At 54.6% G+C, this 13,882-nt stretch carries 12 protein-coding genes; 10 read left to right on the top strand and 2 right to left on the bottom strand.

What is annotated here, in order from left to right:
- Positions 1-165 precede the first annotated feature (165 nt).
- The 4 genes from dapB to FY046_RS16605 all read left to right on the top strand — a co-directional run bounded on the left by dapB (position 166) and on the right by FY046_RS16605 (position 6,783).
- Positions 166-987 (top strand): 4-hydroxy-tetrahydrodipicolinate reductase, encoded by an 822-nt coding sequence (gene dapB, locus FY046_RS16620; protein WP_133842345.1) that lies wholly within the window; start codon positions 166-168, stop codon positions 985-987.
- Positions 988-1,454: 467 nt separating this feature from the next.
- On the top strand, positions 1,455-2,591 hold the full coding sequence (gene carA, locus FY046_RS16615) for a glutamine-hydrolyzing carbamoyl-phosphate synthase small subunit (protein ID WP_133842344.1): 1,137 nt from the start codon (positions 1,455-1,457) through the stop codon (positions 2,589-2,591).
- Between the two features lie 18 nt (positions 2,592-2,609).
- Positions 2,610-5,834, top strand: coding sequence for a carbamoyl-phosphate synthase large subunit (gene carB / locus FY046_RS16610; RefSeq protein ID WP_167863355.1), 3,225 nt, complete (start codon positions 2,610-2,612; stop codon positions 5,832-5,834).
- 205 nt (positions 5,835-6,039) lie between these two features.
- Positions 6,040-6,783: an acid phosphatase gene (locus FY046_RS16605; RefSeq protein WP_133842342.1), complete on the top strand. Its 744-nt coding sequence runs from the start codon at positions 6,040-6,042 to the stop codon at positions 6,781-6,783.
- A 74-nt stretch (positions 6,784-6,857) separates the two neighbouring features.
- Here FY046_RS16605 and FY046_RS16600 read toward each other — a convergent pair whose 3' ends face one another.
- Together FY046_RS16600 and FY046_RS16595 are read right to left on the bottom strand one after the other, a co-directional pair.
- Positions 6,858-7,175 carry a helix-turn-helix domain-containing protein gene (locus tag FY046_RS16600; protein WP_159336876.1) on the bottom strand — a complete coding sequence of 106 codons (318 nt, stop codon included), beginning with the start codon at positions 7,173-7,175 and terminating at the stop codon, positions 6,858-6,860.
- Between the two features lie 4 nt (positions 7,176-7,179).
- The gene (locus FY046_RS16595) at positions 7,180-7,515 is read right to left on the bottom strand and encodes a toxin (protein ID WP_133842340.1); all 336 of its coding nucleotides are present in this window, start codon (positions 7,513-7,515) and stop codon (positions 7,180-7,182) included.
- A 280-nt stretch (positions 7,516-7,795) separates the two neighbouring features.
- Between FY046_RS16595 and FY046_RS16590 the strand changes: the two genes are divergently transcribed.
- The 6 genes from FY046_RS16590 (at position 7,796) to FY046_RS16565 (ending at position 13,871) form a co-directional block, all read left to right on the top strand.
- Positions 7,796-8,515 carry a FadR/GntR family transcriptional regulator gene (locus tag FY046_RS16590; RefSeq protein WP_133842339.1) on the top strand — a complete coding sequence of 240 codons (720 nt, stop codon included), beginning with the start codon at positions 7,796-7,798 and terminating at the stop codon, positions 8,513-8,515.
- Positions 8,496-9,653 carry a PLP-dependent transferase gene (locus tag FY046_RS16585; RefSeq protein ID WP_159336877.1) on the top strand — a complete coding sequence of 386 codons (1,158 nt, stop codon included), beginning with the start codon at positions 8,496-8,498 and terminating at the stop codon, positions 9,651-9,653. The genes FY046_RS16590 and FY046_RS16585 overlap by 20 nt, the downstream gene beginning before the upstream one ends.
- A 22-nt stretch (positions 9,654-9,675) precedes the next feature.
- Complete coding sequence (locus FY046_RS16580; protein ID WP_244290449.1) at positions 9,676-10,962, top strand: ABC transporter substrate-binding protein; 1,287 nt, start codon at positions 9,676-9,678, stop codon at positions 10,960-10,962.
- A 65-nt stretch (positions 10,963-11,027) separates the two neighbouring features.
- Positions 11,028-11,951, top strand: coding sequence for a carbohydrate ABC transporter permease (locus tag FY046_RS16575; protein WP_159336878.1), 924 nt, complete (start codon positions 11,028-11,030; stop codon positions 11,949-11,951).
- 10 nt (positions 11,952-11,961) lie between these two features.
- On the top strand, positions 11,962-12,789 hold the full coding sequence (locus tag FY046_RS16570; RefSeq protein WP_133842336.1) for a carbohydrate ABC transporter permease: 828 nt from the start codon (positions 11,962-11,964) through the stop codon (positions 12,787-12,789).
- 5 nt (positions 12,790-12,794) lie between these two features.
- The gene (locus FY046_RS16565; RefSeq protein WP_133842335.1) at positions 12,795-13,871 is read left to right on the top strand and encodes an ABC transporter ATP-binding protein; all 1,077 of its coding nucleotides are present in this window, start codon (positions 12,795-12,797) and stop codon (positions 13,869-13,871) included.
- The last annotated feature ends 11 nt before the right edge of the window (positions 13,872-13,882 follow it).

The following is a 13,882-nucleotide window of genomic DNA, read 5'->3' as shown; positions in this document are numbered from 1 at the left end:
CATCCCATTTCCCTTCCCCAATCCTTACAAAATCTGTTTTACTGATAATCCTCACGCGCTGGCGTAAAATTCTTATTATCTGGTTTTAATTGTGGCGCAGACGTTAACCGCTGGTTAATCTGTATGCGGCTTGAATGAATAGAAATCTGTCAGGAATGAATAAATATGAGTAATACAGAAATCCGTATCGCCATTGTGGGAGCCGCAGGGCGTATGGGGCGTCAGCTAATTCAGGCAACGGTTCAGTCTGAAGGTGCGCGTTTGGGCGCCGCGCTGGTGCGTTCAGGTTCGTCGCTGACGGGCGCAGATGCCGGAGAGCTGGCTGGTTGTGGCGCACTGGGCATTAAAGTGACGGATAACCTTGATGCGGTGGTGAATGATTTCGATGTGTTGATCGATTTCACCCGCCCGGAAGGCACGCTGCATTATCTGGAATTTTGTCGTCAGCATAAAAAAGCGATGGTTATTGGTACCACCGGATTCGATGAGGACGGTAAAGCCGCCATCAAAGCCGCTTCTGCTGATATCGGCATCGTGTTTGCCGCCAACTTTAGTGTGGGCGTTAACCTGGTGCTGAAACTGCTGGAGAAAGCCGCCAAAGTGATGGGTGACTACGCGGATATCGAGATCATCGAAGCGCATCACCGTCATAAAGTTGATGCACCATCGGGTACCGCGCTGGCGATGGGGGAAGCGATTGCTGATGCGATGAACTGGAACCTGAATGAGCATGCGGTCTATAGCCGTGAAGGTTACACCGGTGAGCGTGAAGCACAGACCATCGGTTTTGCCACTGTACGTGCCGGAGATATCGTCGGTGAGCATACAGCGATGTTTGCAGATGTTGGCGAGCGGGTAGAGATAACCCACAAGGCTTCAAGCCGTATGACCTTCGCTAATGGCGCAGTTCGTGCAGCAATATGGTTGAAAGCGCATAAAACAGGGCTTCATGATATGCGCAGTGTCCTGAATCTTGATGATTTATAAGTGTTGTGTACCATCGTGATGTGGTTATTTCAATCATAACTTTTTGATTGGATGGGCAATAATTTTATTGCCCTTTTTATTTTGTATAAATAGCCATTTAAGTTATTTTTTTATAGGTTCCACTTATAAGTTGATCTTATCTCTGTTTTTCACCCTCCGTAAGCGCTATTTTTGACCATTTGGTCCACTTTTTTACTCCCCACCCCCTGAAATTATGCACAAGCGCTCAGGCAACCGATTTTATGACCAGGATGTGTCATGCTTTCAGGGTAAATCTTCCGGATTTACGCTCAGTTAGTTAAAAAACGCAGAAAAACATCCTCGCAGGGTAGACAATAGAGAGGGCGATCATTAGAATGCGCCCAATTTGCCAAAAACTGAGCAGTCAGGCAGTTTTTGCATTGATTTTGGGGTCATTCCTGAATTAATATGCATATATTGTGACTGTTTATTCCCTGGAGGATGTTTTGATTAAGTCAGCGCTATTGGTTCTGGAAGACGGAACCCAATTCCACGGTCGGGCCATCGGGGCAACCGGGTCGGCAGTGGGAGAAGTTGTTTTCAACACGTCAATGACCGGTTATCAAGAAATCCTCACTGATCCTTCCTATTCCCGCCAGATCGTCACTCTTACTTATCCCCATATCGGCAATGTCGGCACCAACTCCGCTGACGCAGAATCTTCTCAGGTACATGCATCGGGCCTGGTTATCCGTGATTTACCGCTGATTGCCAGCAACTACCGTAATGAAGAAGGCCTGTCTGATTACCTGACTCGCCACAACATTGTCGCTATTGCCGATATCGATACGCGTAAGCTGACCCGTCTGCTTCGCGAAAAAGGGGCACAGAATGGCTGTATCATCGCGGGCGATGCGCTGGATGCCGCTGTAGCACTGGAAAAAGCCAAAGCGTTCCCGGGCCTGAAAGGCATGGACCTGGCGAAAGAAGTGACCACTAAGGATGCGTATCAGTGGCTGCAGGGGAGCTGGACGCTGGAAGGTGAGCTGCCTGCGCCGAAGACTGATGCAGACCTGCCGTTCCATGTTGTCGCGTATGATTACGGCGTGAAGCGTAACATCTTGCGTATGCTGGTGGATCGCGGCTGCCGTCTGACCGTTGTTCCGGCGCAGACTTCCGCGGAAGACGTGCTGAAGCTGAATCCGGACGGGGTGTTCCTCTCTAACGGTCCTGGCGACCCGGAGCCGTGTGACTACGCGATTACGGCGATCAAACGCCTACTGGAAACCGACATTCCGGTGTTCGGTATCTGCCTCGGCCACCAGTTACTGGCGCTGGCCAGCGGTGCCAAGACCGTGAAGATGAAACTGGGCCACCACGGTGGTAACCACCCGGTGAAAGATCACGATAACAATACCGTGATGATTACCGCCCAGAACCACGGTTTTGCCGTTGACGACAGCCAGCTGCCTTCTAATCTGCGTGTGACCCATACTTCACTGTTTGACCATACGGTACAGGGTATTCACCGCACCGATAAAGCCGCTTTCAGCTTCCAGGGGCACCCGGAAGCCAGCCCAGGCCCGCACGATGCTGCGCCCTTGTTCGATCATTTTATCGAACTGATTAAAAAAGCTATTTAAGGTCGGGAGAGAAAGACAATGCCAAAACGTACAGACATAAAAAGTATCCTGATCCTCGGTGCTGGCCCGATTGTTATCGGCCAGGCCTGCGAATTTGACTACTCGGGTGCGCAGGCGTGTAAAGCGCTGCGTGAAGAGGGTTACCGCGTTATCCTGGTGAACTCCAACCCGGCCACCATCATGACCGACCCGGATATGGCCGATGCGACCTATATCGAACCTATCCACTGGGAAGTGGTGCGCAAAATCATTGAGAAAGAGCGCCCGGATGCCGTGCTGCCAACCATGGGCGGCCAGACTGCGCTGAACTGTGCGCTGGAGCTGGAACGTCAGGGCGTGCTGGCTGAATTTGGTGTCACGATGATCGGCGCCACCGCTGATGCGATCGATAAAGCGGAAGACCGTCGTCGTTTCGACGTTGCGATGAAGAAAATCGGCCTCGATACCGCACGTTCCGGTATCGCACACACGATGGAAGAAGCGCTGGCGGTTGCCGCTGACGTGGGCTTCCCGTGCATTATCCGTCCGTCATTCACCATGGGTGGCACAGGTGGCGGTATCGCTTACAACCGCGAAGAGTTTGAAGAGATTTGCGAGCGCGGCCTCGACCTGTCGCCGACCAATGAGCTGCTGATTGATGAGTCACTGATTGGCTGGAAAGAGTACGAGATGGAAGTGGTGCGTGATAAAAACGACAACTGCATCATCGTCTGTTCGATTGAAAACTTCGATGCCATGGGTATTCACACCGGTGACTCCATCACCGTTGCGCCAGCACAGACGCTAACCGACAAAGAGTACCAGATTATGCGTAACGCCTCGCTGGCGGTACTGCGTGAGATCGGTGTGGAAACCGGCGGTTCAAACGTACAATTCTCGGTAAATCCGGAAAATGGTCGCCTGATTGTCATTGAGATGAACCCGCGCGTATCACGTTCTTCAGCGCTGGCATCCAAAGCGACCGGTTTCCCGATTGCGAAAATCGCCGCCAAGCTGGCCGTCGGTTTTACGCTGGATGAGCTGACCAACGACATCACCGGTGGCCTGACTCCGGCCTCCTTCGAGCCGTCCATCGACTACGTTGTGACGAAGATCCCTCGCTTTAACTTCGAGAAATTTGCCGGTGCCAATGATCGTCTGACCACACAGATGAAATCTGTGGGTGAAGTGATGGCAATTGGTCGCACCTTCCAGGAATCGATGCAGAAAGCCCTGCGCGGTCTGGAAGTGGGCGCCCATGGTTTTGACCCGAAAGTGGGCCTTGACGACCCGGAAGCGCTGACGACCATTCGTCGCGAGTTGAAAGATGCTGGCTGCGACCGCATCTGGTACATCGCTGATGCCTTCCGTGCTGCGATGAGCGTGGAAGATGTCTTCGCGCTCACCAACGTTGACCGCTGGTTCCTGGTGCAGATTGAAGAGCTGGTGAAGCTGGAACAGCAGGTAGCAGACCAGGGCATTAACGGCCTGAACTATGACTTCCTGCGTGCCCTGAAGCGTAAAGGTTTTGCCGATGCACGCCTGGCCGATGTGGCCGGTGTCTCTGAAGCCGAAATCCGTGCGCTGCGTGAGCAGCATAACCTGCACCCGGTCTACAAACGTGTTGATACCTGTGCGGCAGAGTTCTCCACCAATACCGCCTACATGTACTCCACTTATGAAGAGGAGTGCGAAGCGAACCCTAACCAGGACCGTGACAAAATCATGGTGCTGGGCGGTGGTCCAAACCGTATCGGCCAGGGCATTGAGTTCGACTACTGCTGCGTACACGCCTCACTGGCGCTGCGCGAAGACGGGTTCGAAACCATTATGGTCAACTGTAACCCGGAAACCGTCTCTACCGATTACGACACCTCCGACCGTCTGTACTTCGAACCGGTGACCCTGGAAGATGTGCTGGAAATCGTGCGCATCGAGAAGCCTAAGGGTGTGATCGTACAGTACGGTGGCCAGACGCCACTGAAACTGGCGCGTGCGCTGGAAGCCGCAGGCGTGCCGGTTATCGGTACCAGCCCGGATGCCATTGACCGTGCAGAAGATCGTGAGCGTTTCCAGCAGGCAGTTGATCGCCTCGGCCTGAAACAGCCGGCTAACGCCACCGTGACCGCCATTGAAATGGCCGTCGAAAAAGCAGCACTGATTGGCTACCCACTGGTGGTGCGTCCGTCTTACGTGCTGGGCGGCCGTGCGATGGAAATCGTATACGACGAAATCGACCTGAAGCGTTACTTCAACACGGCGGTTTCCGTCTCTAATGATGCGCCGGTTCTGCTGGACCGTTTCCTGGATGACGCCGTCGAAGTTGACGTAGATGCCATCTGTGACGGTGAGCAGGTGCTGATTGGCGGCATTATGGAACACATTGAGCAGGCGGGCGTTCACTCCGGTGACTCAGCCTGTTCACTGCCAGCGTATACGCTGAGCCAGGAAATCCAGGATGTGATGCGCGACCAGGTGAAAAAGTTGGCCTTTGAACTGGGCGTACGCGGTCTGATGAACGTGCAGTTTGCAGTGAAAGACAACGAGGTTTACCTGATTGAGGTGAACCCACGTGCTGCACGTACCGTACCGTTTGTTTCTAAAGCGACCGGGATGCCGCTGGCGAAGGTTGCCGCACGCGTGATGGCGGGCAAAACGCTGGCTGCTCAGGGTGTGACGAAAGAGATCATCCCACCGTATTACTCCGTGAAAGAAGTCGTGCTGCCGTTTAACAAGTTCCAGGGCGTTGACCCTATCCTTGGCCCGGAAATGCGCTCCACCGGGGAAGTGATGGGTGTGGGCCGTACCTTCGCAGAAGCTTTCTGCAAAGCGATGCTGGGCGCACAGAGCAACATGAAGAAGAGCGGTCGTGCGCTGCTGTCAGTGCGCGAAGGCGATAAGAAACGCATCGTTGAGCTGGCTCGTCGCCTGCAGGATTCTGGTTTTGAACTGGATGCTACTGCGGGTACTGCTGAGGTGTTGAAAACTGCCGGGATTGAGGTGCGCCAGGTGAATAAGGTGCATGAAGGTCGTCCGCATATTCAGGATCGGGTGAAAAACGGCGAGTACGCCTATATCGTTAACACCACCGCAGGCCGCCAGGCGATTGAGGATTCCAAACTCATCCGCCGCAGTGCGTTGCAGTACAAGGTGCACTACGACACCACACTGAATGGTGCTTTCGCCACCACCACGTCACTGAATGCCAGCGCCACTGAGCAGGTGATCTCCGTGCAGGAAATGCACGCGCAGATCAACGCTTAACGCCGGTCATCGTGACAGCAACAAACCCCGCCTCGGCGGGGTTTTTTTTGGGGCGCGATTCGGCAAAAGTCGTTTCTGATTATCGGTTTTGTGATCGCACAGGTTGCAGCATTGTCAGGGTTCGTTAGGATGACTGGCGCTGGGTTTTACATTATGTATTGAAAAACAGCCACTTTTTACACCAATGATTATAGGGAAATTAACCATGAAAAGAATTGTTCTGGCGATGCTGGTTGGAGCGGTAATGGCTCAATCTGCGTATGCGGCCAAAGATGTCACCACGCAACCTGACGTTTACTTTCTGAAAGAATCACAGTCCATCGACAGCCTGGCGTTGCTGCCACCCCCTCCGGCGATGGACAGCATCGAGTTTTTGAATGATAAAACCCAGTATGACGTGGGTAAAATGCTGCGTGACACGCCAAGAGGCAAGCAGGCCTGGAAAGATGCTAACGTTGAGGGCGATGGCGTAGCAGAGGCATTCTCCGAGGCTTACGGCATGGAAATTACGCTGGAGAAAACGCCGGAACAGTATCGACTGGTGAAGAAAATGCGCGAAGATGCGGGCGACCTGGCCACACGCAGCGCCAAGCAACACTACATGCGCATCCGTCCTTTTGCTTTCTATCATGAAGCCACCTGCCGTTCCGATGACGAAGGCAAGCTCTCAACCAATGGCTCCTATCCTTCAGGCCACACCACCATTGGCTGGGCCACTGCGCTGGTGCTGGCTGAGATCAATACCGACCGCCAGGGGCAAATTCTGCAACGTGGCTATGAGATGGGCCAGAGCCGGGTGATTTGCGGTTATCACTGGCAGAGTGACGTCACCGCGGCTCGCGTGGTGGCCTCGGCGATTGTGGCACGTCTGCACGCTGAACCGACCTTTGTCAGCCAGCTGCAAAAAGCCAAAGATGAATTCAAGCGTCTGAAAGGCAGCGCGCTTTAAACGAATAGCCCCCCGTAGTGGGCGACCTTTTTTACGGTCGCCCTTTGAGAGATTCTTTTCCAGTTACACTTTTCTTAAGCCAGTTTTGCCAGTATTTCCAGCGTAGTAGACTCATTTTCAATTAAGCGGATCAGCAAAATGGCCTGTTTATTCGGCTTTGCCCGCCCCTGCTCCCAGTTCTGATAGGTGGTTAATCCGGTCTGTAAGTACTGTGCGAAGACCGCCTGAGAAAGCTGTAAGTTTTCACGGATAGTGCGCAATTCCTCCGGGGCAAGTACCACCTCAGCTTTTGCCGCCAGGCGATGCGTCTTCAGCGTTTTCTTGCCCTGGTGATGTTCAGCCAGCGCGGTAAACCCCTCGACCAGTTCATGGTAAAGATCGCGTTTTTCCATAAAATCACCCTCCTTTAGTCAGGTTTGCCAGCAGCGAACGTAAGCTGTCGCGCTGTGCCGGGGAGAGATCGCTTGCCTCTCCTTTGCTGTAAACAGTGAACAGCAGAAAGTGTGCCTGTTCCTGCCACCAGTAATAAATCACCCGTGAACCTCCGCGTTTTCCCTTATGGCGATGGGCATCGCCTACTCTGAGTTTACGCAGCCCTCCGGTGTGCTGGATAACATCACCGCAGGTGGGACAGAGCATTAACAGATTCTGCAAACTGCGAAATGCATCGTCAGAAAAATAATCGACACGGTGACGTGCGAAAGGCGGAAGTTCAATAAAGATAGCATCCACTGCTGTATCTCCTGATGGGCTTAAACTATCCCCAATAATGAGTTAGTTCAAGTGAATTTTGTTGGTTTTTTGAACCTGATGATTTTGCCTCCTTCCTGCTGATATGTCCCATGACTTGCTCATTCCCTGCGCAACGCCTCGCAAATCTGCACTGTTAACGCTCAGAAGATTTGCTTATTTCTCAGTTAAAATCATTTGAATCAATAGCTTGGTTTTTTGGCATCAAAATTGCGTTACCTGAAAGAGGTTGAGTTGTTGGGCCAATTTATCAGGGGGCAGGATGTCATCATTAAACGCCAGTTTGTCGCCGATTGCGGTACAGCACAGCGATGTGTTGGTGCTGGACGCGTTGACGCGCTATGTGGCGCAGTCCGGGACTCAGATTGGTGAACGTTTGCCGCCAGAGCGTGTACTGGCAGAGCAACTGGGGGTGAGCCGTAACACGGTACGTGAAGCGCTGAAACGCTGGGAGGCACTGGGCATTATTGTGCGCCGCAAAGGCAGCGGCACCTTCCTGCATGCCGAAGTCACCAGCAATGACAGTTTCCTCTCCCTGCGCTTTAAGAACGACTCACAGAACATGCTGCATGCGCTGGAGGTGCGACGCATCATCGAGGCCGAATCCTGTGGCCTGGCGGCGATCCGCGCCAGCCGTGAAGACCTGCTGCTGATAGAACAGCGGCTGGTGGAGATGGAGCGGGTACATCTGTCCATAGGTTCTGCCGGGGCCGAAGACTGGGCGTTTCACGCCAGCATCTATCAGGCCGCCCATAACCCGTTACTGCTACATATGGTGGTCGGTTTATACGACACCCTGCACGCGTTCTTCGAATCTCCCCCCGAACAGGCACTGTTCAGCGACTCCTTTCCGCTGCACCGCACGCTGTTCGAAGCCATTGCACGCCGTGATGCCATTGAGGCGACGCGCGTCAGCCATTTAATTCTCGATATCACCGAACGTGACATGAAGGACGTGATCCATGCAGCCAGAAAAATATAAAGACCAGACCCAGCTAACGCACGATGTCCGCCATGATAAAGGCGCGGTATCGCCACCGATTTACCAGTCGTCGTTGTTCAGCTTCAGCGACTACGACAGCATGATCGCCCGTTTTCGCGGTGACAGTGACCAGCCGCTCTATTCACGCGTGGACAACCCAACGGTCAAAGCGTTGCAGGACAAAGTGGCCTTGCTGGAACAGGGGGAAGCCTGTCTGGCCTTCAGTAGCGGGATGGCGGCCATCAGCAACGCCATTCTCAGCGTGGTGTCACCGGGCGATAAAGTGGTGTGTATCAACCACGTTTATCCGGATACCTACCGCTTTCTACGTGGCTTCTGCCAGCGTTTTAACATCAACAGCGAGTTTGTAGACGGTGATTCTCTCGCGGCGGTAGAAGCCGCGCTGCCGGGGGCAACGCTGCTCTATCTTGAAAGCCCGAGCAGCTGGGTGATGGGTGAGCAGGATCTGCGTGCGCTGGTCGCTCTGGCCAAACGTTATGGCGTGACCACGATGATTGATAACAGTTGGGCATCGCCGCTGTTCCAAAAACCGCTGACCCTGGGCGTGGATATTGTGGTGCATTCTGCCTCGAAATATATCAGTGGCCACAGCGATGTGGTGGCCGGGCTGGTGATTGCCAGCCGTGAGCACATCATGGCCATTACCCGCGGCGTCAGCCCTTTCCTCGGCGGTAAGCTCTCTGCCAACGAAGCCTGGCTGCTGATCCGCGGCCTGCGCACGTTGCCACTGCGTATGCGCCAGCACCATCACAGCGCCCTGACGATTGCGCAGCAACTGCGGGATCATCCACAGGTCATCCGGGTTTATCACCCAGGGCTGGACCCGCAGCCCTTCTCAACACTGAGTGGTTACAGCGGCCTGTTCTCCTTCGAACTCGATGACTCGGTGGATATCCCGCGTTTCTGTAATGCCCTGAATCTTTTCCATATGGGCGTCAGTTGGGGCGGCTTCGAGAGCCTGGTGATGCCGGCTATTTCGGTGCTGAATCAGGCCGGAGAGTTTAACTCAGCGCGCGATTTTGGCGTGTCTCCGCGCGTTGTCCGTATTTCTATCGGCCTGGAAGAGACCGATGACCTGTGGCTCGACTTGCAGCAGGCGATCGCTGCTGCCCGCTAACTTCACCCGACAAGAGGACAGTATGATGCAACATCCTTTGCGCTCTGCATTATTCAAAAGCGTGGTATTGACCCTGGGAATGACCACCGCCTTCGGCAGTATCGCCGCCACTAAGCTGACGCTGGTGGAAGTGATCACCAGCCCGGCGCGGACAGCCGTGCTGCAAACCATGCTGACGGAGTATAAAAAACAGCATCCGGATACGGAAATTGAAGTGATCTCGCTGCCGTGGGGCCAGGCGTTTGAAAAACTGGGCACCATGCTGCAAAGCGGGCAGGTGCCGGATGTGGTGGAGATGCCGGATACCTGGCAGGGATTGTATGCCAGTAACAATATGCTGGAGGATCTTGAGCCACGCCTGAAAAGCTGGCAAAGCACGCCAGAGCTGACGGATAAAGCGCTGACGATGGCGCGTGCCGCCAACGGTAAAGCCACGATGGTGCCGTACGGTTTCTATCTGCGCGCCATGTTCTGGAACAAGAAGCTGTTCCAGCAGGCCGGGCTGAGCGAAGCACCGAAAACCATGGATGAGTTCGTCGCGGACGCGAAGAAAATTACCGCACTGGGTAATGGCATCAGCGGCTACTGCATGCGTGGTGGCGTTGGAGGCACCAATGCCTGGATGATGTTTATGGCAGCGATGAACGGCTCTCCAGACTTCTTCGATAAGCAGGGTAACAGTACGCTCACCCAGCCTGGTGCACTGAAGGGCGCACAGCTGCTGGTGGATTTGTACAAAAGCGGCGGCGCACCGAAAGACAGTGTGAACTGGGGCTTTAACGAGATCGTATCCGGGTTCTACTCGGGTAAATGCGCGATGCTTGACCAGGATCCGGATGCGCTGATCGCAATTAAAAACAGCATGCCAGCGGACGATTTCGCGGTAGCACCGATGCCGGTAGGGCCATCGGGTAAAGCCTTCCCGACGATAGGTTATACCGGCTGGTCGGTGTTTAAGCAGGCGAAACAGAAGGATCAATCCTGGCAGTTGATCCAGTTCCTCAGTAACAAAGAGAACAACCTCACCTGGTCGAAGTTCGTCGGTACGCTGCCCATCTATAAAGGCGCAGAAAGCGACCCTTACTACCATTCACCGCAGTTCGCAGGCTGGTTCGCCGAACTGAATGACCCGAAATATGTGCCGCTGACCATGCCGACCCATCTGAAAGGCTGGGGCTACTTTAACTCGGTGATCGTCAAAGAGAGCAGCCAGGAAACATTACTCGACCAGAACGATACCGAATCGATGGTTCAGGACTGGGCGAAGTATCTGACAAAAGAGCAGAAAGCCTGGCTGGCTGCGCAATAACCTGGTGATCGGGCCGATCGGAACAGACGATCGGCCCCCCGCCAACCTCATACCGGAGACGCCCTATGATGCTTGACGCCACCACCGAACCCGCCGATCGAGCGCCACGCTTTTTGCGCCTGCGTATGCTGGCGGAACCCTGGCTTTACCTCACCCCAACGCTGGTGTTGATAGGGCTGTTTATTTTTGTACCAATGATGATTGGCATCTCGTATGCCTTCCAGAATATCCAACTGCTGAACCCGATGGACAGTGGCTGGGTCGGTCTGGATAATTTCCGCACTATGTTCGATGACCGACGTTTCTTTAAGGCGCTGGGCCATACGGTGAACTGGACGCTGACCTCGCTGACGTTGCAATTCTTCCTTGGTCTGGGGTTGGCGCTGCTGCTAAACCGCGAATTCCCGTTACGGCGCTGGGCACAGGCACTGGTATTCCTGCCGTGGGCGGTGCCTGCGTTTCTCTCCGGTCTGACGTGGTCATGGTTGCTGAATCCGGTGATCGGTATTCTGCCGCACTGGATGGTGGAGCTGCATCTGATCAGCGAACCGTACAACATCCTGTCCGATCCCACCCTCGCGTTATACGGCCCCGTGATTGCTAACGTCTGGTTTGGTATTCCGTTTTTTGCCATCACCCTGCTGGCAGCGTTGCAATCCATTCCAAAAGATCTCTACGAGGCGGCATCCATGGACGGTGCCAGCGGCTGGCAACAGTTTAAGCGCGTCACGCTGCCATTTCTTGCACCGATGATTGCGATTACCGTCATGCTGCGCACCATCTGGATTGCCAACTTTGCCGACCTGATCGTGGTGATGACCGACGGTGGCCCTGCGGGATCCACCTCGATTCTCTCCAGCTACATCTTTACCACTGCCTACCGCAAGCTCGACTTTGGTTACGCCTCAGCGATGGCGGTGTTCCTGCTGGTACTGATGACCTGTTATGCATTGGTGTTACTGCGTATTCGCCATCAGTTGTTGAAATAAGGAGAGGTCGATGAACGCACTGTTACGTTTGATTGGGCACCGCGCCGGTATCCTGTTCTACCTGCTGTTTGCGCTGTTCCCGCTCTACTGGGTGATTAAAATTGCCTTTACGCCCGACGCGTTGTTGTTCAGCGAAGGGGTGACAATGTGGCCGGCTGCGCTGACTCTTGACCATTTTAAACGCGTGCTGGTGGAGAGCGATTTCCCGACCTTTTTTACCAACAGTCTGATTGTGTCGTTTGGCACCGCCGGTTTGTCGACGGTGGTGGCAGCGGCTGCGGGCTACGCGTTTTCACGCTTTGGTTTCCGTGGAAAAACGGTGATGGCGGCGCTGCTGCTGTTTACGCAGATGTTCCCGCTGGTGATGATCCTGGCCCCAATCTACAAAGTGATGGCACCGCTCGGGCTGACCAACAGCCTGCTGGGCCTGATCCTGGTCTACAGCGCATTTAACGTGCCGTTTGCCACTTTTTTGATGCAGTCATTTTTCGATGCAATCCCGAAAGATCTGGAAGAGTCCGCCATGCTGGAAGGCTGCACACGTTTTCAGGCGCTGTACCGCGTACTGGTGCCACTGACACTGCCGGGCATGGCCGCCACGCTGGGATTTGTGTTCACTGCCGCGTGGAGTGAGCTGCTGTTCTCACTGATGCTGATCAACCAAAACGATGTGATGACCTTCCCGGTAGGATTGCTGAGCTTCGTGTCGAAATTCGCCGTTTCTTGGGGAGATATGATGGCTGCCGCCGTGCTGGCACTGATCCCCGCGTGTCTGTTTTTCGCCTTCATTCAGCGCTACCTGATCCAGGGGCTGACGGCTGGCGCAGTAAAAGGATAATCCTGATGGCTCAAATTTCTCTGCGACAAATCCAGAAGCAGTACGGCAATGTTGAAGTGCTGCGTGATATTAACCTGACCATCGCCGATGGTGAGTTTGTGGTGCTGGTGGGGCCTTCGGGCTGCGGGAAGTCGACGCTGCTGCGTACCATCGCCGGACTGGAACTGGCGAGCAGCGGTGACATCCGTATTGGCACGCGGCTGATGAATGAGGTGGCACCGAAAGATCGTGATATTTCCATGGTGTTTCAGAGCTATGCGCTCTATCCGCACCTGACCGTGGCGCGCAATATGGGCTTCAGCCTGGAAGTGCAAAAGCGGCCCAAAGCAGAAATTGAGGCCGCGGTGCAGCGTGCGGCGGAGATCCTCAGCCTGACGCATTTACTCGACCGGCGGCCAAAAGAGTTATCCGGTGGCCAGCGCCAGCGCGTGGCGATGGGGCGGGCGATTGTGCGGCAGCCGCAGGTCTTTTTGTTCGATGAGCCGCTGTCGAACCTTGATGCCCAGCTGCGCGGTCAGATGCGCGTAGAGATCAAAAAGCTGCATCAGCAGATGAATAATACCATTGTTTATGTGACCCACGATCAGGTCGAGGCCATGACGCTGGCGGATCGCATTGTGGTGCTCAATCACGGTGTGATCCAGCAGGTAGGCAGTCCGCTGGAGCTGTATGACACACCGGCGAATAAATTCGTCGCCAGCTTTATCGGTTCACCGCCGATGAACTTTATCAGCGGTACCGTGCGTGCCGGGGATCGCGGTCCTTGCGTCGAGGTTAGCGCACCGCTGGTGCTGCCCTTGAGCGATCGCGGCTTGCTGCCACAGGGGAAGGCGGTGACGTACGGCATCCGCCCGGAAAATATCACGTTATGCGATCTGGCGGATGAAGGGGCGTTGCCGTTGCAGGTGTCGCTGATCGAACCGACAGGGCTATCCGAGCTGATCCACGGAACCCTGTACGGTGAGCCGGTGATGATCTACAGCACGTTGCGTTCGGATTGCCGGGCGGGGGAGACGGTGGGCATGAAGATCGATGTGGATCGCGTGCTGCTGTTTGATGCGGACAGTCAGGTGCGGCTGTAGGGGCGGGCTAT

The sequence above is a fragment of the Erwinia sp. 1181_3 genome, assembly GCF_052824965.1.
Note: the sequence above shows the minus strand (reverse complement) of the source record. Positions and strands in the feature narration are given on the sequence as shown.

Bases quoted from the DNA above. Each gene is read 5' to 3' on its own strand.
- dapB (WP_133842345.1), top strand. From the start codon at position 166: ATGAGTAATACAGAAATCCGTATCGCCATTGTGGGAGCCGCAGGGCGT.
- carB (WP_167863355.1), top strand. From the start codon at position 2,610: ATGCCAAAACGTACAGACATAAAAAGTATCCTGATCCTCGGTGCTGGC.
- FY046_RS16605 (WP_133842342.1), top strand. From the start codon at position 6,040: ATGAAAAGAATTGTTCTGGCGATGCTGGTTGGAGCGGTAATGGCTCAA.
- FY046_RS16600 (WP_159336876.1), bottom strand. From the start codon at position 7,175: ATGGAAAAACGCGATCTTTACCATGAACTGGTCGAGGGGTTTACCGCG.
- FY046_RS16590 (WP_133842339.1), top strand. From the start codon at position 7,796: ATGTCATCATTAAACGCCAGTTTGTCGCCGATTGCGGTACAGCACAGC.
- FY046_RS16585 (WP_159336877.1), top strand. From the start codon at position 8,496: ATGCAGCCAGAAAAATATAAAGACCAGACCCAGCTAACGCACGATGTC.
- FY046_RS16580 (WP_244290449.1), top strand. From the start codon at position 9,676: ATGATGCAACATCCTTTGCGCTCTGCATTATTCAAAAGCGTGGTATTG.
- FY046_RS16575 (WP_159336878.1), top strand. From the start codon at position 11,028: ATGATGCTTGACGCCACCACCGAACCCGCCGATCGAGCGCCACGCTTT.
- FY046_RS16570 (WP_133842336.1), top strand. From the start codon at position 11,962: ATGAACGCACTGTTACGTTTGATTGGGCACCGCGCCGGTATCCTGTTC.
- FY046_RS16565 (WP_133842335.1), top strand. From the start codon at position 12,795: ATGGCTCAAATTTCTCTGCGACAAATCCAGAAGCAGTACGGCAATGTT.